The 21,223-nt window shown below is 34.4% G+C and carries 17 protein-coding genes; 14 read left to right on the plus strand and 3 right to left on the minus strand.

Annotated features, from left to right (window positions below; translation table 11 throughout):
* The first annotated feature begins 255 nt into the window (after nt 1-255).
* The 8 genes from AC1RRN_RS08910 to AC1RRN_RS08945 all read left to right on the plus strand — a co-directional run bounded on the left by AC1RRN_RS08910 (nt 256) and on the right by AC1RRN_RS08945 (nt 8,868).
* On the plus strand, nt 256-1,263 hold the full coding sequence (locus tag AC1RRN_RS08910) for an alpha/beta fold hydrolase (protein ID WP_492966952.1): 1,008 nt from the start codon (nt 256-258) through the stop codon (nt 1,261-1,263).
* Between the two features lie 41 nt (nt 1,264-1,304).
* On the plus strand, nt 1,305-3,074 hold the full coding sequence (locus AC1RRN_RS08915; RefSeq protein ID WP_492966953.1) for an amidohydrolase: 1,770 nt from the start codon (nt 1,305-1,307) through the stop codon (nt 3,072-3,074).
* Between the two features lie 19 nt (nt 3,075-3,093).
* On the plus strand, nt 3,094-4,113 hold the full coding sequence (locus tag AC1RRN_RS08920; RefSeq protein WP_492966954.1) for an MBL fold metallo-hydrolase: 1,020 nt from the start codon (nt 3,094-3,096) through the stop codon (nt 4,111-4,113).
* Entirely contained in the window at nt 4,110-4,583 is a 474-nt protein-coding gene (locus AC1RRN_RS08925; RefSeq protein ID WP_492966955.1) for a nuclear transport factor 2 family protein, read from the plus strand. The genes AC1RRN_RS08920 and AC1RRN_RS08925 overlap by 4 nt, the downstream gene beginning before the upstream one ends.
* A gap of 38 nt (nt 4,584-4,621) precedes the next feature.
* The gene (locus AC1RRN_RS08930; RefSeq protein WP_492966956.1) at nt 4,622-5,578 is read left to right on the plus strand and encodes a polysaccharide deacetylase family protein; all 957 of its coding nucleotides are present in this window, start codon (nt 4,622-4,624) and stop codon (nt 5,576-5,578) included.
* A gap of 35 nt (nt 5,579-5,613) precedes the next feature.
* On the plus strand, nt 5,614-6,720 hold the full coding sequence (locus AC1RRN_RS08935) for an alkene reductase (RefSeq protein ID WP_492966957.1): 1,107 nt from the start codon (nt 5,614-5,616) through the stop codon (nt 6,718-6,720).
* Between the two features lie 20 nt (nt 6,721-6,740).
* The gene (locus AC1RRN_RS08940) at nt 6,741-7,586 is read left to right on the plus strand and encodes an oxidoreductase (protein WP_492966958.1); all 846 of its coding nucleotides are present in this window, start codon (nt 6,741-6,743) and stop codon (nt 7,584-7,586) included.
* A gap of 343 nt (nt 7,587-7,929) precedes the next feature.
* Nucleotides 7,930-8,868 carry an alpha/beta fold hydrolase gene (locus tag AC1RRN_RS08945; protein ID WP_492966959.1) on the plus strand — a complete coding sequence of 313 codons (939 nt, stop codon included), beginning with the start codon at nt 7,930-7,932 and terminating at the stop codon, nt 8,866-8,868.
* Between the two features lie 88 nt (nt 8,869-8,956).
* Here the strand turns inward: AC1RRN_RS08945 and AC1RRN_RS08950 are convergent, their stop codons facing one another.
* Both AC1RRN_RS08950 and AC1RRN_RS08955 read right to left on the minus strand, forming a co-directional pair.
* On the minus strand, nt 8,957-11,383 hold the full coding sequence (locus tag AC1RRN_RS08950) for a histidine kinase dimerization/phosphoacceptor domain -containing protein (protein WP_492966960.1): 2,427 nt from the start codon (nt 11,381-11,383) through the stop codon (nt 8,957-8,959).
* Between the two features lie 121 nt (nt 11,384-11,504).
* Entirely contained in the window at nt 11,505-11,888 is a 384-nt protein-coding gene (locus AC1RRN_RS08955) for a response regulator (protein ID WP_492966961.1), read from the minus strand.
* Nucleotides 11,889-12,072: 184 nt separating this feature from the next.
* On the opposite strand from AC1RRN_RS08955, the gene AC1RRN_RS08960 reads away from it, so the two are divergent.
* The 6 genes from AC1RRN_RS08960 to AC1RRN_RS08985 all read left to right on the plus strand — a co-directional run bounded on the left by AC1RRN_RS08960 (nt 12,073) and on the right by AC1RRN_RS08985 (nt 19,226).
* Entirely contained in the window at nt 12,073-13,110 is a 1,038-nt protein-coding gene (locus tag AC1RRN_RS08960; protein ID WP_492966962.1) for a bestrophin family protein, read from the plus strand.
* A 244-nt stretch (nt 13,111-13,354) separates the two neighbouring features.
* Nucleotides 13,355-14,692: a TolC family protein gene (locus AC1RRN_RS08965; RefSeq protein WP_492966963.1), complete on the plus strand. Its 1,338-nt coding sequence runs from the start codon at nt 13,355-13,357 to the stop codon at nt 14,690-14,692.
* Between the two features lie 11 nt (nt 14,693-14,703).
* Nucleotides 14,704-15,768, plus strand: coding sequence for an HlyD family secretion protein (locus tag AC1RRN_RS08970; RefSeq protein ID WP_492966964.1), 1,065 nt, complete (start codon nt 14,704-14,706; stop codon nt 15,766-15,768).
* Between the two features lie 3 nt (nt 15,769-15,771).
* On the plus strand, nt 15,772-17,340 hold the full coding sequence (locus AC1RRN_RS08975; protein WP_492966965.1) for an efflux MFS transporter permease: 1,569 nt from the start codon (nt 15,772-15,774) through the stop codon (nt 17,338-17,340).
* Between the two features lie 54 nt (nt 17,341-17,394).
* A complete protein-coding gene (locus tag AC1RRN_RS08980; RefSeq protein ID WP_492966966.1) occupies nt 17,395-18,081 on the plus strand; it encodes an ion channel in 687 nt (228 codons plus the stop codon).
* A gap of 44 nt (nt 18,082-18,125) precedes the next feature.
* Entirely contained in the window at nt 18,126-19,226 is a 1,101-nt protein-coding gene (locus tag AC1RRN_RS08985) for an AI-2E family transporter (protein ID WP_492966967.1), read from the plus strand.
* A 90-nt stretch (nt 19,227-19,316) separates the two neighbouring features.
* On the opposite strand, the gene AC1RRN_RS08990 is transcribed toward AC1RRN_RS08985, so the two are convergent.
* Nucleotides 19,317-20,786 carry a glycoside hydrolase family 130 protein gene (locus AC1RRN_RS08990; protein ID WP_492966968.1) on the minus strand — a complete coding sequence of 490 codons (1,470 nt, stop codon included), beginning with the start codon at nt 20,784-20,786 and terminating at the stop codon, nt 19,317-19,319.
* Between the last annotated feature and the right edge of the window lie 437 nt (nt 20,787-21,223).

A 21,223-nucleotide genomic window follows, 5' to 3' on the forward strand; every position in this document is an offset into this window, starting at 1 on the left:
AGAGTAAAGAGTAAAGAGTAAAGAGTAAAGAGTAAAGAGTAAAGAGTAAAGAGTAAAGAGTAAAGAGTAAAGAGTAAAGAGTAACGAGTAAAGAGTAACGAGTAAAGAGTAACGAGTAAAGAGTAACGAGTAAAGAGTAACGAGTAAAGAGTAACGAGTAACGAGTAAAGAGTAACGAGTAAAGAGTAACGAGTAAAGTAAACAATTAATAATTCACAATTCACAATTAAAAATAACCACTTTAAATCTAAAATTATGAAATCAATTTCCAAACAAAATGCAGGACTGAAAAGCACAAAAAACTTTTTAAGCCTTTTAGTAATTAGTTTTTTTATGCTTGTGTCGTGCAACAAAAAAGCAGAACCAATAGCTGTAGAGGACGCTAAAGTCACAACAGATTCAGCAACTGTAAAACCGGCAGATCCTCCGGCTAATTTTAAACATGCGACCGCTTTTGTAAACGGTGTCAATATTCATTATGTAATTGGTGGAAAAGGAGATCCTCTTGTATTAGTACACGGTTTTGGTCAAAACTGGTACATGTGGAATCGTCTGCTTCCGGAACTTTCTAAACATTTCACGGTTATCGCACCCGATTTAAGAGGTGTTGGTGAATCAGATAAACCGGAATCAGGCTACGATAAAAAAACAATGGCTACAGATATTCATGAATTAGTGAAAAAACTGGGCTATAATAATATCAATCTTGCCGGTCATGATATCGGACTTATGGTTGCCTACGCTTATGCGGCACAGTACGGCAGTGAAGTTAAAAAATTAGCATTAATGGATGCCTTACTTCCTGGAGTTGAACCGGTTTGGTCGCAAGTGTCGGCTTCAGCATGGTGGTTTGGATTTTTTGCCTGGCCAGCATCCGGAGATATAGTAAAAGGAAAAGAAAAAGAGTTTTTAGTTAATTTCTGGCCAATGGTGGGACATGTAAAAGATCCTTTTACACCAGAAGAAACGGCAGAATTTGTTAGAGCTTACGCTGTTAAAGATGGAGCAAAATCAAGTTTTAAATGGTTTGGAAATTTCCCTCAGGACGGAAAAGACAATCTGGTTTTCATGAAAACAAAACTAAAAATGCCTTTGTTGGCAATGGGAGGAGAATATTTTGCCGCAGCATTCTTAAAAGACCATTCTAAACTAGTAGCAGAAAATGTAACCGAATCAAAAATTGCAGGTTCAGGTCACTGGTTAGTACAGGAAAACACGGCTCAGGTGCAAAAAGATTTGCTTGCCTTTTTTCTATCAAAATAAATTTTAAAAGATAGCAAACAGACCAATTAAATCTAAAAGCAATGAAACGAATATTTGTACTACTATTATTTTTCTTTGGTCTGTTAATGCAGTCTCAGGAAAAAGCCGATCTGATTATTTTTAACGGAAAAATTGCTACGATGCAAAAATCCGGTGAATTTGCTCAGGCAATTGCCTCTAAAAACGGAATCATTTTAGCCACCGGAACGACAAAAAGTATTCTGGAAAAATTTAAAACAGGCACTACACAAACTATAGATGCAAAAGGTAAAACGGTTGTTCCCGGTTTAAACGACAGTCACATACACGTTATTCGTGAAGGGCTTAATTATAATGCCGAATTGCGTTGGGACGGTGTAAAAACGTTAAAAAGAGCCATGGAAATGCTAAAAGAACAAGCGGCCAGAACTCCGCCCGGTGTTTGGATTAAAGTGATTGGCGGTTGGAATGAATATGGATTTGAAGAAAAACGACAGCCAACAATTGAAGAGATAAATGAGGCTGTTCCTGACAAACCCGTTTTTATAACCTATTTGTACGGAAAGGCTTTTCTAAACAAAAAAGGAATTGAAGTTTTAGGATACACAAAAGATACACACTATGAAGGAAGTGTTTTAGAACAGGATAAAAACGGTAATTTGACCGGATTAATGTTTGCAAAAGAAACTCCTAAAGCCATTTATACCACTTTAGGTTTAACGACAAAACTAAGTCCGGAAGAAAGAATCAACAGTTCGCTTCAGTTTAACAGAGAATTGAATCGGTTTGGATTAACCTCTGTAATTGATGCTGCAGGCGGATCACAAAACTTTCCTGCAGATTATTCGACCTCGATGGAATTGGCGAAACAGGGAAAATTAAATCTGAGAATTTCCTATTATCTTTTTGCACAACAAAAAGGAAAAGAGCTGCAGGATTATGAAAAATGGGTTGCTTCAACTTTAATCAATAAAAATGACAATCTTTTAGTTGCCAACGGATACACTGAGGAAGGAGCAGGAGAAAATATAGTGGCTTCTGCTGCTGATTTTGAAAATTTCCTGGAACCAAGAATTGTGCTTTCAGATGAAATGGAAAACGATCTGGAACCTATTATTCGGTTATTAGTTAAAAACAGATGGCCTTTTCGATTGCACGCCACATATGGTGAATCTATCGACAGAATGCTCAATGTTTTCGAAAAAGTGAATAAGGAAATACCATTTAATGGACTTCGATGGTTTTTTGATCATGCCGAAACTATTACACCACAGGAATTAGAAAGAGTAAAAGCGCTAAACGGTGGAATCGCAGTACAATTCAGAATGTATTTTCAGGGAGAATTGTATCAAAAAATGTACGGAACACCAAAAACACAATTACCTCCGATAAAAGAAATGCTTAAGATGGGAATCCCTGTCGGAATGGGAACGGATGCAACCAGAATATCCACTTATAATCCGTGGATGGCAATGCATTGGCTTATTACCGGAAAAACTTTAGGTGGTATGCAGTTTTGGCCAAAAGATCAAATATTAGACAAATTTACGGCACTTCAATTATATACTTCAGGAAGTGCATGGTTTTCGGGCGAAGAAAGCGAAAAAGGAAAGTTGATAAAAGGAATGTATGCAGATATGTCGATTTTATCAGACGATTATTTCACTGTTGACGCAGATAAAGTTCGAAATATTGAATCTGACCTGACTATTGTTAATGGAAAAGTGGTTTACGGAAATGAAGCTTTCAAAGCACTGGATCCCGCTATTGCTCCCGTAATTCCAGATTGGTCGCCTATTAAATATTTTGGTGGATATCAAAAAAAACAATAAAAACTATAAAATATAAATCATGAAAATTGAAAAAATAATTACAGGAATTACGCTTGTTGTATTACTTTTTATAAGTAATGCAGTGCACGCCCAGTTTCCAATGCCCGATCATGTTCCGATTTGGGATGCCAATAAAGTCACTTTAAAATTGCATAAAATTGCTGACAATGTTTATTCAGTCGCTCCGGAAACAGCCGAAGCAGAAACATCAAAAGGCATTGCACAAGCCACTTCGGCAGGATTTATTGTAGGTGACAAAGGCGTTTTACTTATCGAAACCATGCTGAGCAAACGACTTTATGATCAGCTTTATAAACTGATACGATCTATTACGCCAAAACCTATCATTTATGCTATCAATACCAGCGATCACGGCGACCATTGTTTCGGGAATTATTTGCTTCCGAAAGAAACGATTGTGATTCAGAACGAATTCTGCAAAGACAATCTTTCTAAAAATTATGACAATATCAAACAGTTTATGATTATGCTTTTTGGAAAAGGAAGAGGTATTGAAGAAAGTGTTTATCGCCCAGCAGACATTACCATTGCCATCAATCAAAGCATGAAAATTGATATGGGAAAAGGAAATGTTGTTGAAATTATTAATGTGGGAACAGCCCAATCTCCAGCAGATCTTTTTGTGTATTTAAAATCACCAAAAGGCAATGTTTTGTGGGCAGGAAATCCTTTTATAGCTGAAAGTCCAACCATCCCATGGTTATTTGATGGCTACTTTTTGGAGCCTGTAAATAATCTGAATAAGATTTACAATATGATTGGTGACAATGACATTGTAGTTCCGGGTCACGGAAGAGTTACCAATAAAGCCGGCATAAAATATACTATTGATTACGTTGAAGCCTTAAAAACAAATGTTGAAAATGCAGTAAAAAAAGGTCTGACTTTAGAAGAAACAAAAGCTTCGGTAACGATGAAAGAGTATGATAAAGGGTATGAACTTTTTAACTGGCTTCACTTCAATTTTAATATTCCGAATGCTTATAAGGATATTAAAGAAAACGGAACCAAAAAATGAAAAAGATATATGTAATACTAGTGATTCTCTTGCTTCATTTTTCAGTATACGGACAACAATTGACGGATGAAGAAATCAAAACAAAAGAAACCGTAGAGAAGTTCTTTGGCTATATCGATGCGAAAGATCCGGAAAAAATTTCCTCTATGGTTTCAGAAAAGGTCGATTGGTACATATTTGAATCGAAATACATGCCATGGACGGGACATCGTTCTAAGAGAGAAGAAATTTCAAAATTGTTTGCAACGCTCTTTAGTTATTTTGTTGATGGAAGTGAAAAACTCGAGGCACAATCTTTTTTATTGAGAGGAAATGAAGTAGCCGTTTTTGGTTTTGTGGAAAGAACAGTGAAAAAAAATGGCAAACATTTTAAAATGCCACTTGCCATACATATAACAGTTGAAAATAATCTGATAAGCAAATTTTCACTGTATGAAGAGACTTTAATTATTGAAAAAGTACTTAAATGAAATAATAATAAGGGTTAAAAACCTAAAAATAAGTCAATATGAAAGACAGAAGAACATTTCTTAAACAAGCAAGCCTTGTTGGGCTTGCAGGATTGTTACCAACGACTACATTACTTTCAAGCGATTTAAAAGCAAATACAATAGTTAACAACGAAGATTCTGTAAGCAAATGGGCTGACGGTTCACGTTTGGTAGTATCGCTGTCGATGCAGTTTGAAGCGGGAGGACAGCCTGTAAATGCTGAAAGTCCTTTTCCGCAAAATATGCAAAAAGGATTTGTTGATCTTCCAGGTGAAACCTGGTATCAATATGGATACAAAGAAGGAATTCCGAGAATGCTGGACAACTGGGATAAGTTTGGAGTTAAGGTTACCTCGCATATGGTGGGATCAGCAGTATTAAAAAATCCGGAACTGGCGAAAGAAATTGTACAAAGAGGTCATGAAGCCGCTGCTCATGGAATGGATTGGGCAACGGAATATACGATGCCCTATGAAACGGAAAAAAAGTTTATCAAAGATGGTGCAGATGCTATTAAAAAAGTAACTGGTTTTAATCCTGTGGGTTATAATGCAAATTGGCTAAGACGAGGTCCAAATACGCTGGAAATTTTGCAGGAACTTGGTTTTAAGTATCACATTGATGATTTAAGTCGCGACGAGCCGTTTTTAATAAAGGTAAAAGAAAAGGATTTTGCCGTAGTTCCGTACACCATTCGCTGTAATGATATTGTATTGATCGAAGGAAAGAACTTTAGCGCTGATCAATTTGCGCGTCAGGTTATATTAGAATTCGATCAGCTTTACAAGGAATCTGAAAAAAAACGCAGACAAATGTCAATAAGCTTTCATGATCGTATAGGAGGGACGCCGCAAATGGTTGCCGCAACGACCGAAATCCTTGCTTACATTCAAAAACATAAAGGCGTTACTTTTAGACGAAAAGACGAGATTGCTCAAATGGCTTATGAAGATAAGAGTATCATACGGGAATGATAAGACCAAAAATCAGGTATTAAATAACAATTAATATGAAGTATCAAAAATTATTTCAGCAGTATGAGTTAAGCGGAAATCAATTAGAAAACCGTTTTTTAATGGCTCCAATGACGCGTTCAAGAGCTTCGCAGCCAGGCGATATTCCAAATGCACTAATGGCCGAATATTATGCACAACGAAGTACGGCCGGTATTATAATTACCGAGGCAACGCAGGTTTCTTTACAGGGAAAAGGCTATGCCAATACTCCGGGAATTTACAGTCGGCAACAAATAGAAGGCTGGAAATTAATAACAGATGCAGTACATAAAAACGGTAGTAAAATATTTTTGCAATTATGGCATGTTGGCAGGGTGAGCAGTTCAAAAGTTAACGGATTACAACCTATAGCGCCTTCTGCGTTAACTGCCCAAAATACCAGTGTTTATATTTTTGACGGCGCATTAAATGGAGATGCCACTTTTGTTCCGGTTGATGAACCCAGAGAAATGGACAAAACCGATATTAATACTGTAATTAAAGAGTTTGTACAAGGTGCTGAAAATGCTATTGAGGCAGGTTTTGATGGAGTTGAGATTCATGGCGCAAACGGCTATTTGATCGATCAGTTTTTGCGAAGCAACAGTAATAAAAGAACTGATGAATATGGAGGGACAAAGGAAAACAGAATTCGTTTGCTGATTGAAATTTCAAAAGCGGTAGCGAATGCAATAGGAAAAGAAAGAACAGGAGTTAGGTTATCGCCATTTATCAGTTTTAAAGATATGAATGATCCTGAGATTTTAGAAACCATAATGCTCGCCGCAGCCGAATTAAACAAACTCGATGTTGCTTACATTCATCTTTGCGAGGCTGATTGGGATGATGCACCTCAAATTCCAATTGATTTTAGAATTAAACTCAGAGCTACTTTTAAAAATACCATAATTGCTACTGGTAATAAAACTCCCGAAGAAGCGGAGCAATTACTCAAGGAAAATTTAGTCGATTTAATCGGTTTTGGGCGACATTTTTTAACCAATCCTGATTATCCCGCTAAAGTGAAACAAAATTTGAGCTTAAATGAAATTTCCGATACTCATACTTTATTTGGTGGCGGTACGGCAAGAGGTTACACCGATTATCCTTTTATACAATAAACCTTAAAAACAAACAGCTTATGAAAAATGAAAATAGAACTTGGTTTGTTACCGGAACTTCGCAAGGAATTGGCCTTATTCTGGTAAAACAATTATTGATACAAGGATATAATGTAGCGGCGACGGCTAGAAATGCAGCCTCATTAAAAGAAGCAATTGGAATTTCGTCTCCACAGTTTCTTCCTTTACAAGTCAATTTAACGGATGAAAATAGCGTAAAAGATGCTGTAGAAGCTGCAATTGCACAATTTGGTGCAATTGATTATTTGGTCAATAATGCGGGTTATGGTTTAATCGGAGGTATAGAAGAAAGTTCTGATACTGAAGTTCGTGCCAATTTTGATGTTAATGTCTTTGGTTTACTAAATGTAACCAGAGCTATTTTACCGCATATGAGAGAAGCTAAATTTGGTCATATTATAAATCTTTCCTCTGTTTTTGGATTGGTTGCCGGAGCAGGCTGGGGAATTTATTGTGCTACTAAATTTGCCGTAGAAGGTCTTTCTGAAGCATTAGCTCAGGAAGTTAAACCTTTCGGAATCAATGTAACGATTATAGAACCGGGTTATGTGCGTACGAATTTCTTAAATAGTACTTCGCTGATTGCGGCTGCAAATCCGATTGATTCTTATGTAAATATTCGTGATGGTGTAAATGCACATCAAAATGATATTCCGGGCAAACAGTTGGGCGATCCGGAAAAAGTTGCCGATCTAATTATAAAAGTCACTCAAACTCCGGAACCTCCGCTTCGTTTACTAACCGGATCTGATGCTTATGGATTTGCTAATTATAAAATTGATTCGTTGAAAACTGAAATGGAAGCCAATAAAGAACTTACTTTTTCAACAGATTTCAAATCTTAATAATATCACTTACTCTATCATAAAACTGATAATTAGTATTATTAGTTTATACACCAATTTCAAATCAGCACTGAAATTGGTGTTTTTTTTATATTGCAATTTGGTTTTTGAAATCTAAAAATCATTTTTACAATCTTATTTTGTAATTATTTTCTTATTCATTGTTAAAGTGTTCTGATTATCCTCATTTAAAAAAAATGACCTGATTGTCAGTAAAATCAGGGTTTATTTATAACTTAACTTCTTTATTAATTGTTTTAACAAACTATTAACAAAAATAATAACGGAACGATCGTTCCGTTATTATAAATTTGTCCCATAAATATTTAACAACAACATAAAAATGAAAACAATAATTAAAAATTTGACAATGATTACAACAGCACTTTTAATAGGCGCTACTAGCCAGGCACAAGACAAATCAGTAAAAGCTGCAAATCCACCTGCTAATTTTAAACACGCAACAGTAAACGTAAATAACGTTGATATTCATTACGTAATTGGAGGAAAAGGAGAACCATTAGTATTACTTCACGGGTTTGGTCAAAACTGGTACATGTGGAACAGATTATTACCGGAACTTTCTAAACACTTTACTGTTATTGCTCCGGATTTGAGAGGAGTAGGAGAGTCAGGAAAACCAGAAAGCGGCTATGACAAAAAAACAATGGCAACTGATATTCATGAATTAGTAAAAAAACTAGGTTATAAAAATATCAATTTAGCGGGTCATGATATCGGTTTAATGGTTGCTTATGCTTATGCTGCGCAATATCCTGGCGAAGTAAAAAAATTAGCTTTAATGGATGCCTTGCTTCCGGGAATCGAACCCGTTTGGTCACAAGTTTCGGCTTCTGCATGGTGGTTTGGATTTTTTAGCTGGCAATCTTCAGGTAGTATCGTTGCCGGAAAAGAAAAAGAATTCCTAACTGGATTTTGGCCTGTAGTTGCTGCAAATAAAGATTCTTTTACAAAAGAAGAAACAGCAGAATTCATTCGCGCTTATTCTGTTAAAGGAGCAACAACAGGAAGTTTTCATTGGTTTGGAGCTTTTCCGGAAGATGGAAAAGATAATGTTGAATTCATGAAAACAAAATTAAATATGCCAGTTCTAACTATGGGTGGTCAATATTTTGCAGCAGCATTTTTAAAAGATCATACCAAATTGGTTGCTAATGATGTACGTGAAACTAATATTCCAAATGCAGGTCACTGGATCGTTCAGGAAAATACAGAAGCCGTTCAAAAAGGATTATTAGATTTTTTCCTTGAATCTAAATAATTAAAAGAAAATTCCAAATTTTTAAAATTCCAAATTCCAACTCTGAGTTTATTACTCATTGGAATTTGGAATTTTAAAAATTTGGAATTTATTGATTTTTATCAATGAGAAATTCAGATAAAAACTCAATTTTTATAACCGTTCCGTTTTGATTTTCTATTGAAAGTTTTCCGTCCAGATCATCACTTAAACCTTTTATCAAACTCATTCCAAAAGAGTTTTTTCTCTCAGAACTACTACTAGTATCAAAACCAATTCCGTTATCAGAAATCGTTAGTAAATAGTAATTTTCTTTTACTTTTTCTAAAGTCACATTAATGATTCCTGTACGATCATCCGGAAAAGCATATTTAATTGAATTTGTAATACTTTCATTTAAAATTAACCCTAACGGAACTGCTTGTGCCACATCCAATTCTAAAGGATCTATATTAATTTGAAATCGTACTCTCTGTCCAAGGTTAAAAGATTCCTTTAAATATTCAACCAATTCTTTGATGTAATTTGGCATATTAATAGTTGAAATATTTTCCGAATTATATAATTTTTGATGTATTAAAGACATCGAATGAATTCTATGCTGACTGTTCTTTATAGCTGATAAAGCCATATCGTTATCCAAATAAGCTGATTGTGAATTCAGAAGGCTAATAACGGTTTGAAGATTGTTTTTTACACGATGATGAATCTCTTTCAATAGCCATTCTTTTTCATCCAGCAAATGCCTTAAATTGATGTTTTTCTGATTGATTTCTCTTTCTTTCAGTTCGAGTTTAGCGTGATTTCGTTGTTTTAAACGGTACCGGTTGTATAACAAACCAATTGTTATTAAAAGTAAAACTAAACTTCCAATCGATAAAGTATTTAAAAGCTTAGACTTGCGCAATTCACTTTCCTGCAATTTCGATTGTTTGCTTAAAAGACTTATTTCCTGTTCTTTATTTAATGTTTCATACTGAATTTTGAGTTCTTCAATTTGTTTGTTTTTCGAAAAATCTACAACCGAATCTGTAATCTTTTTATAAAGCTGATAATGTTTTAAAGCTGAAGCGTAATTTTCATTCAATGAATCAATCTTAAATAAAGCCATTTCAAGATTTTCAGAAGTATAATTTCTCTTGTAGACTTTTGATAAAGCTAAAACTTTATCAGAATATTTTTTGGCTTCCGCCGATTGATTTGTTCGGGCATAAAAGGAAGACATTGAAGAATAAGCATTTAAAACATCCATTAAGGTTTCCGGACCTTTAAGTTGTCGCGCATAAAGATCCATTTCCTTAAAATTTTTATCAGCCAATTTGTAATTTCCTATATGTTCGTAGGCAGTACCCATAGTACTCCTCACAATCATCTTGTCAAAATTATTTGTTGGTGGATATTTTGCCGTCATAAAGTTGATATAATCAATGGCTTCCTTGGTTTTTCCTCTTGAAGACATGGCAGCAACAAGACTTACATAACTTCTGTAGAAACCTCCGCTATTAATGTTTTGCGTTCCTGCTTCGATACTTTTTTTGTATAAATCCAAGGCTTCTTCATAATGTCCCAAAGCTAAATAGACGTTTCCAAAACGCAGGTAAAAGACATCTGCAAAATTATAATCATTAATGTTTTGCATTGTTTTTATACTTCTTAAAGCATAATACAAAGCACTTTTACTATTATACCGAAAAAGTTCTATATAAGAAATTGTGGCTTCGGTAAAATGAGTGTGTTTAAAACCAGTTTTTCTCTGATCGTATAAACTCTGATAGAATTCTTTAAGCGCTAATTTAAAGTTACCTGTTGCATAATGAACGGTAATAAGTCGCATATGTGCTTCTATCTTTTTCTCCTCTAAGCCTAATGCAGTATAAAGTTTGGTGGCTTCCTTTAAAATAATCTCTTTTTGCGGATCAGAAAAAGGTAAATATTGTCCCTGATTGGCAAGAGCATTGGCAAGTTCTTTTTGATTTTCTTGTTTGCGGCATTCCTTTACCACTTTTGCAAAACAATTTTTACTTTCTACATTATTGGTCTGAGCATAATATTTCCCCAACAATTTCAAACTCTCATTTTGCCATTTTTGAATTTTAAGTTGAGTACTAATTTGTAGTGCTTCATTAATATTTGATAAAGCATTTTGAAGATCTTCGGGTTTGGTTCCGGGTTTAAAAAGATAATAACTTCCCAGATTTAATAGCAATTTAATACGGTTTGTATTTTTTGATTTTGCTAGTATTCTATTAAAAGCAATACTATTTTTATTATCAAGAAGATTGGTTGTAGTCAAAAGATTTTCATCATAAAAGCCTTCATCATAGCTTAAAGAAAGAGGTAGTTTATAAGCTTTTACAGCCAAAACGGTTGCGCTGTCTTCGTCTATTTTACCCTGATTTTTGGCATACAAAAACATCGAACACATCTGAATTAGCAATCTTTTTTTCTTTACATCATAATGTGCTGTTGAAGAAGGTGCCTGCGAAAAAGATGGTAAAGAAATAAGAATTAACAGATATAAGTACGAATGCTTCATTGTTTTCTAAAATATTTGAATGGTAGGGTTTATAAACAATCAAATATAGAGAGAAACAAATAGCTTTTTAGCGTATTAATAATAAAATTCAGATTAAAGTAATGAATACTGCCAGTGATTTTTAAGATTGAAGTATCTCACGAAGTTCTTCGATCAGCTCTTTATAACTATTTGGTTTACAAATATAATTTCTGGCCCCAATTTTTTGGTACATATCCTTTACAATTACATCAGATTGACCTGATAATACTACAACCGGAATATTTTGCAGCGTAGCATCTTCGTTCAATTTTTGTAAAAAATCTTTTCCGGTTAAGCGCGGCATTTGTAAATCGAGAAAAATGATATCAGGTAACTGAACTGTTTTTTTTAGGTCTTCTAAAGCAAGAAGCGCATCTGTAGAGGCTGTAATAGTGATGTTTTCCCTAAATGAATTAACGGCTTCTGAAAATATTTCAATATCTTCAGGATCATCATCTATTATCAAAATATGCTGATACTTCATGTCCTAAAAATAGATAAAATAAGCGGCTAAAAATTACACAATTTTATATCCTATTTTATATAATATCAATATTACGTAGTAAAAAAGCTTCTTTCAGTCTTTGTTCTAAATCATTTTTTTTAACATTAATGAAGTTTGTATTAAGCTAATTTTTATCTTTATAATGATTATAAATCAGATACTTATGTTTGTAAATAATAGTTTCAGCTTAGGTGCAATAGTAAAATTTAGCGGAGGTTACTTATTATGGATTATCGTGTGGTCGTTTCTGGTTTTATTCTCATATGAATATTTACATTTAAAATGGATTGCGATTCCGTGGGTCAGCATCGGAATTATAGGGACTGCAGTATCTTTTTATATCGGTTTTAAAAATAACCAATCTTACGACAGAATTTGGGAAGCCCGAAAAGTGTGGGGAACGATTCTTAATCTGAGCCGCATGTGGGGAGTTACTACAAGAGGTTATATTAAAAAACAACTTTCTGTTGGTAAACTTTCAGAAGAAGAAATTAATGCTATTACCAAAAAACTTATTTATAGAAATATTGCTTATGTGTATGCCTTACGCGATCAGTTATTGATACCAACATCCTGGGAACATATTAGTCTGGGAACTCATATCGCCAAAAGTAGTAGAAGAACAATCGAAAAAGTCGTTGAGAATACTCTTGAAGACGATTTTACAAAAGAAATGTTAGAAAAACATCTGGGTAAAGAAGAATATGCGGATTTGAAAAAATTCAAGAGTATAGCTACGCATATTATTGATTTACAATCTCAAGATTTGATGGAACTTAGACAAAATGAAATCATTAACGATTTCTATCATGTTCAATTGCAAACACTTCTGAATAATTTATATGATGAACAGGGTAAGGCAGAGCGAATTAAAAATTTCCCGTTACCGCGTTTATATGCTTATGCAAGTATTTTATTTGTCTGGATTTTTATTATTTTATTGCCATTTGGCCTAATTGCCGAATTTGATCAAATGGGACCTTATAATGTATGGTTGTTTATTCCTGTAGTAAGTATTGTTTCCTGGATTTTTTTATTAATGGAGCTTGTTGGTGATTATTCTGAAAATCCATTTGGAGGTTTAGCAAATGATATTCCGATGCTTTCTATCTGCCGAACCATCGAAATTGATTTGAAACAAATGATGCGGGAAGAAGATATTCCAAAATCTATCAAAGCTCAAAATGGGATTTTATTGTAAAAGAGACTATAAGTTTCCTAAGTATGATTTAGTATAATTTCATTATTTTAAGAATTAATTGAATTATTTGGAAATAAATTTAACATTTGTTTAGAGTTATTAAAATAAATATTAAATTTGATAGTATATCCCAATTTTTATAATTCAAAATATTCAATTTTTCCCCGCCTAATCTTTTATCTGCAGTTATTGACAATGAATTGTTTCTAAATACAATCTTATATAACTAAATGAATTAAATCTTATGAATTATTGGCAATTAAAAGATTTAGGTTTAAAGTTTTTATTTTGTCTTTTGATATGTAATGTCAGCTTTAGTTTTGCTCAGCAGGATAGTCTCGTTGTTGCAAAAAAAATAAAGCTGGATGAAGCCCTATTACTAGGCCTTCAGAATAATAAACAAATTAAAATAGCCAACACCAATCTGGCCATCGCCAATGAAAATGTAGATCAGGCTAAGATTGCCAAAATGCCACGTGTGGGATTAAGCGCTGGATATACTTACATAGGGAATCCAAAACTGTATGACGGATTTTATGAAAGCAATATTACAGTTGATTATCTCAATCATATGGGATTTGCCAATATAGTATCGTCAGTACCAATTTATAATGGAGGTTCAATTAACAACAGAATTAATCAGCAGCAATTACTTAGTCAGATGCAGGAATCGGTTGTTAAAATGACCGAAGCCGAAGTAAAAAACGCAATCACAGAACAATATTTTACGCTTGAAAAACTATACCGCCAAATTGAGGTAACCAAACAAAATATAATCAATACAGATCTTCGTATCAGCCAGTTAAAATCGCGCGTCAATAATGGTCAAAATTTAAAAAGTGATCTTTTGAGAACCGAATTACAGCAATCTAATTTTAAGGTTTCAGTTTTTAGAAGCACCAATACAATCGAATTGATCAGTAATTATCTGGACATCTTAATTGGTTTTCCGACCAATACGATTTTAAAACCTGAAGTTGCAGAAAGCATGCTTCCTACAGAAAATATAGATCTTCAGCAAAGTTTAACCGAAGCTTTTCTAAACAGAGAAGAAATAAAACGTGCTGAAATAGGAATTAACTTCTCTGAATCTAATTTGAGTTTAACCAAAAGCGGATTCAGACCCAATATCAACGCCAATCTTATTCTGAATACCGAATATCCGGCACAATGGCCCACTTATGTCAATATTCTTAATTATTGGGCAGCAGGGCTTTCTTTAAGCTGGGATGTGTCGAGTTTTTATACTTTAAAACACCGAATATCAGGCGATAAATTGGAGATTGATAAGAGTAATATTGCCTTGGAAGTAACGAAAGATCAAATTAGTACCGAAGTAAAAAATGCTTATGTACGTTATGCTGAAAGTAAAGAGAATATCAAAACCTATAAAAAAGATGTGGAGCTTTCTATGAGCAATTATAAAATTGTAAAAAGCAGATATGATAATGATTTTGCCCTAATCAGCGAAATCGTAGATGCCGAATTACAATTGAATAATTCCCGTATCTCACTGGTTAACGCCAATTTAGACTTAATTATTCAATATTATTCCCTGCAATATGCCATGGGTAAACTTTAAGATATGATATCATGAGCGAAGAAAATGCACCAAATGAAGCAATTCAGAAAAAAGACAAAAAACGAAATACGGTTTTAACGGTTTTGTCTTTTGTTTTTTTGATTGCCGGAGCTTTATGGATTTTAAGCTTATTCTTTGATTTCAGTAATTATGAGACTACTAATAATGCTCAGGTCGAAGCTTATATAAATAGCGTTGCAGCAAGAGCAACCGGTCATATTAAGGAAATTAGATTTGAAGCCAATCAATATATTCATAAAGGCGATACATTGGTTATTTTGGATGATTCGGAATACATCATTAAGGTCAAACAAGCTGAAGCTGATTTGGCTATAGCCGAGGGAAACCTGCATTCCTTACAGCAGACTATTACGACTTCGGCTTCGAATCAGGCTTCGGGTCAGGAAAAGTTGGCCGGAGATTTGGCAAGTCTTGAAAAAGCCCAAAAAGATTATCAGCGTTTCAAAAATATGTATGCCGATTCGGCCGTGACGCGTAACCAATATGATCAGGTGATTTCGAAATTGAAATCGGAAGAAGCTTATGTAAAAGCAAGTCAAAAAGGATTGGAAGCCAGCGGTTCTGTAACCAAACAAAGCAATATCAATCTGGAAGCCGCGAGGGCAACAGTCGCAAGAAAAAAAGCAGATCTTGATGCTGCCAAATTGCAATTATCTTATACCAACATTATCGCACCATCTGATGGTTATGTTGGAGAACGCAATCTCTCTATCGGAGAATTAATCAACGCCAATCAGACCATAGCTACGATTGTATTGAATCAAAAATTATGGATTTCGGCCAATTTTAAAGAAACCCAGATCGAAAAAATAAAGCAAGGACAACCCGTAACGATTACCATTGATGCATTGGACGGAAAAGAATTTAAAGGAAAAGTACTTGGTTTTTCTCCGGCCACGGGAGCGAAATTCTCGATGGTGGAACCTGATAATTCAACCGGGAATTTTGTAAAAATAACCCAACGGATTCCTGTTAGAATTGAATTTGAAGCATCGACCAAGGATTTGGAAGAAGTAAAACCCGGAATGAATGTAACTGTTGAAGTAAAAAAGTAAAAAATGATCGCAGGAAAAAAAGGAAGTCTTTTTACTCTCATAGGATTATACGTCCTTACGATTCCTTTTTTTAATGGATTGAATGTTACGGCTTATGATAATTCGCAAATTCTCGGACATTTTGGAGCTTCGACTATTGTTTTTACCTATTCTGTTTATATTCCCATTTTTACCATGCTGGCTTTTATGCCTTTGGGACTAAAACTGGGCAAACAGATTCGGGTTCGCACCATGATTTTATCGGTGAGTTTTTTATCACTGCTTTTTAATACGGCTTCGTTATTTGCACCAACCATAGAGTGGTTTACTTTTTGTCGCGCTCTTTTGGCCATTGTTTCCGTTATCGGAATATTTGCTTCGATGGTGCCTATTTTATTAAAATACAATCCCGTTTTTAATATGGCTTTATTGTATGGAATATTGCAGTTTATTCAGAAGGGAAGCCAGCATCTGTATCAATATTTTGGAGCTCATTTTACGAGTTTGCATAACTGGACTTTTGGTATTTATTTTCTGAATGTCAATTTTTTGGTTTGTATTCTATTGGCCTGGTATTTTTATAAAGCTGATGTGGCGCCTATGAAAACAGTATTTCAGTTTGACTGGAGAGGATGGATCATCATGATTCTGTTTTTTATGGTTATTCTTTTTTTATGTGCCGAAGGACAAACACGAAACTGGTTCGACGATCCCAAAATAGGATTGGCAACCGCTTTTTTATTTCTGTTATTCGGAATTTATTTGCTTCATGTCCGTTTTACAGAAAATCCTATAATTGATCCTGATGTTTATCGGTATAAAAACGTAGTTATTGGTGCTTTTTTGATGTTTTATATTGGCGTTATGAACGGAACTGGAAGCGTTGTAACGGGTTATATGACGAATATCCTGGGTTTTGATTCGGTTTTGGGAGCACAAACACATCTTGCTTTATTGCTTGGTTTGTGTATTTCGATTCCGCTGTCAACTTATCTTTTATACAAACGCATCTATTTGGCAACCATCTGGATTATTGGCTTTGCCTGTTACGGATTGTATCATGTTATTCTTTTTTTAAGGTTTTATCCCGGAATAGATGCATCAGATTTCTTTTTGCCATTGGTTTTTAAAGGACTCGGAATGGGATTTCTTTTCCCGGTATCCTTGCTTTATATCTCAGAAGGAGTGCCACCAAAACTAAGCACATCAAGAATGATGAGCGGTATTATTGCACAGGCCGTTTTTGCATCACTTTTAGGAAGTGCTGTTTTAGGAACCTGTATCGCCAATATGAATATACAACACAAAACAGGCCTTAGCCAGCAATTGACGGCGACAAATAAACAGGCAGAGAATCAATTAGCCAATTCCAAAAGAAACTTTTTATTCATGGGCTTATCTGATGCCGAAGCTCAGAAAAAAGCAGAGAAAAGTCTTTCGAACCAAACGTCACAAGCATCAATATTGCTGGCCTACAAAGACATTTATCTTGTCATGTCAGCGATTTGTTTTTTGCCCATTTTTATTATTCTTCTTTTTAAACTTTGGCGCAGACCAATTGGAAAAGTAGAAGCAGAGCCAATACCAATATAAAATATTGGATAAAAACATTGTTTAGCATCTTATTTAATTGACAATCGGATTATTATGAAACTAAAGAAAGATCGTTTTTTATATCGTTTATGGACTGAGGAAAGTGGACTTAGCATTATGTTGTTATTGCTATGTATCATGCATTTTGTAGTGATTCCATTATTTGGCAGCTATTCTCGTTTTATGGTTGTTATCAATATTTTTTGGATGTTATTCATTTTGGCGGGAATTGTTTCATTAGCAAAAAATAAAAGGCAGGCCCTTTATATTTCTATTATTCCATTTTTGTTTTTAATGGTACAATGGATCGATTTTTTTCAGACCAATCTCTTAGTCGTATTTGCTGATCTTTTCTTAACCTTAGCTCTAATGTTACTCTTGATTACATTGGTTTTAATAAAAGTATTAGAGCCTGGACCAGTAACGCAATATCGCATTATTGGCTCGGTTGTCGTTTATATGCTATTGGTAAATCTCTGGTGTACCGCTTATTTATTTGTTTTTAAACACATCGAAGGTTCTTTTCAAATGGCTGTTTCTCCATTTGAAACCAGTAGTGAACAAGCCAATTTTATGTATTTCAGTTATATCACCATTACTTCAACCGGTTATGGCGAAATTGTCCCTATTCATCCTTTTGCTCGTTCCCTGGTTCAGATAGAGGTGCTGACAGGTGTTTTATATCCCGTAATCTTAATAGGAAGATTGGTTTCTGATGCCAATTTTTCTTTAAAAAAATAACAAACAAACATGTAAAACCAATTATTATCTAAAAACAAAATAAAATGGAAAATTCGAATGTGAATAAACGGAAGGAACTCTTTGACACTATTTTACAGCTATTTTTTATCTTTCTGGTTGTTGGTTTTTGTCTTAAATTACTAATGCCCTTTTTTATGCCAATTCTTTGGGCAGCGATATTGTCTGTAGCATTTTATCCTTTATTTAATTTTCTGCAAAGAATATTAAAAGGCCGAAAAACTTTAGCCGCTGTAATAATTACGATTACCATTATAGCTGTAATGTTATTGCCAGTGGTTTATGCGTTAAAAGCGGCAACATCCAATTTTTTAGAATTGAAAAGCAGTTTTGATGCCGGTACATTAAAAGTTACTCCGCCAGGCGCTTCGATTAAAGAATGGCCTGTAATCGGGAAACCTCTTTATGAGTTTTTGCTTTCCGCATCAACAGATTTGGAACAGAGTGTTGTTAAATATCAGGATCAGATTAAAGATCTTTCGACAAAAATTATGGGCAGTATTTTGAGTTCAGGTGTCGCTTTTTTACAGTTTATTCTTTCGGTGATTATTGCCGGAATTTTATTGGTTTCACCTGGAGCTAAGACTTTGGTTTATAAATTTCTAAAGAAGATTGCCGGAACCGAAGCAGACGAAATTATGACCATCTCCGTTTCTACTATTTATCAGGTTGTAAAAGGAATTTTGGGAGTAGCCATTATTCAGACTATTATTCAGGCATTCGGACTGTTTTTAGCCGATATTCCATATGCTGGAATATTGACGTTGATTTGTCTTGTGTTTTCTATTTTACAAATTGGGCCCATTATTATTAACATTGGTGTAATTGTCTATCTTTTTTCTACAGGAGATTCGGGTTACGCGATTGGCTGGACCATATTTTTCATCATAAGCGGACTTTCAGATAATGTTTTAAAACCACTTTTATTGGGTAAAGGCGCTTTGGTACCCATGCTTGTAATCTTTTTGGGCGTTATTGGCGGATTCATAATGTCAGGATTTATTGGTCTATTTGTAGGCCCAATTGTATTTTCAATTGGCTATAAACTGTTTATTGCCTGGCTGGATGATCATCATTATACAGGGCCTCAACCTGAAATTATTGATCCGGAAACTACTATTGAATAAATTTCTTATCAATAAATAAAAGCCAAAAATCCCATTTCATACCGAAATGGGATTTTTTCTATTTTATAAAAACAAAATAAGTTTAAAATCTTATTTACTACTCTTTAAAGCCATTAATAAATCGACTAAATCGACAACTGCATAAGTAGAAGAATAATCAGATACAGCATAAGGCAATATCAGACTGTTGTTATGAACGATGGCACCACAAGAATAAACGACATTCGGCACATAACCTTCACGTTCGTCTTCAAGAGGAGAAAGCAAAGGTTCTTTTAGTCTTCCAATTTCCTTAGACGGATCGTCAAGATCAAATAAAGACGCTCCAATACAATAACGTCGCATTGTACCCACGCCATGGGTAATAACAAGCCATCCTTCTGTTGTCCAGAGTGGTGATCCGCAATTTCCGATCTGAGTAAATTCCCAGGCAAAACGCGGTTCCTGAAGTAGGATAGGGGTATTCCATTGCGTAACCCTGTCTGAATACATAATGTAGTTGTTAACACCATCAATACGCGAAAGCATCGCATATTTGCCTTTAATTTTTCTCGGAAATAAGGCCAGATTTTTGTTCTGAGCACCCACACCATGCAAAGGCATTACTCTAAAAGTGTAAAAATCTTCGGTCGAAATAAGTTTAGGCAATATAGTGTGGCCATTATAAGCAGTATAAGTGGCCATTACGCGATGAGAATCGTCGTGATCATCATCAAAACGAACAAAACGGGCATCTTCTATACCACGGCTTTCAGATTCTGATATCGGAAAAATAACACGCTCTGTTATATCAGAATCATGTTTGAATGACAAATCATAAAAAGAATTGGCCAGCCAGATTATTTCTTCGAGAGCAGTTCTTCTTTCCTGACTAATTGAAGGATCACTTAAGCTGGTTTTGACCATGCTTTTTAAGACAGCATACTCAAATTCATCTGGCAAGTCCTTCATAACCTGAGCGATGTATTTATCATCTGTATGCATTTCATACAGTTTCATTAAGAATCGCTCTTTGTTGTATAAAGTTTTATGTTCAATTTCGGCTTTATCGATATGATGTCCAATCTTCATGACCTGAAGGTTGTTGTTGCGATCCAGAATTCCTCTTCTGAAAACAATGGAAGAAATATGACCTTCACCCGTGGCTCTAAACGAAATAATGACACGTTTTTCGCCCATTTCTAATCCCGTCTGATCAAAATCTTCAATAATGGAAGGGTTAAAAATAGCGGCAGATTCGATAGCATATTCCATGGTACAGTAAGAACCTATCAGCATCTTTCGATCGAGGGATATTGCCTCGTAATCTAATTGCATCCCTTCAATTATAGGTCTGATTTTCTCGCAGTGTTTTAAAAATATGCTTGAAATATTTCGGTGTCGTCTCGCAAATTCGCGAAGTGTCTGTTCTAAAGTTTCTAAAACCTGTTTTTCATCCAGCATCATTATCCGCATCACCATTTGTTGGGTTCGTTCGTCGCCATTCATAAAATATCGGGCAACAACTCTTTTCGAATCTGGTGTAAATACTATGTTTTTTCTAATGATGGGTACTCGCATATTTTTATTTTTTTTTGTTAGATAAAGTCAGTTCCATTTTATTTTTAACGGATAAAAATGACTTTAGTTTATTTTTACTTTATGATCCTTTTTTGGATAAATTAAAAAGCATATCTATTTTAAAATAAGCTTACCTATGTATTAATAGTTCTATACAAGTTAGTGATTTTGCTAACGAAAAAAAACTTAAAATTTTATTAAAACTCCATGCATTGCTTTTCGCTTTACAAATTTTAGTTTTAAAAAAAATAAATTTATAAAGTCAGATTTTAGTAAAGGGATACCTCAAATTTACAAAAAAGAATAAAATTATTTGCATAAATATTTGATTTACAATAGATATGTTTTAAAGCTTGTTTTTAAAATAGAAATGAAAGAATTTTGATATAAAAAAAGGGACAAATGATTTTTTCACTTTGCCCCCCTAAATAATTTTG

The sequence above is a fragment of the Flavobacterium sp. GW821-FHT11G01 genome (assembly GCF_058808175.1).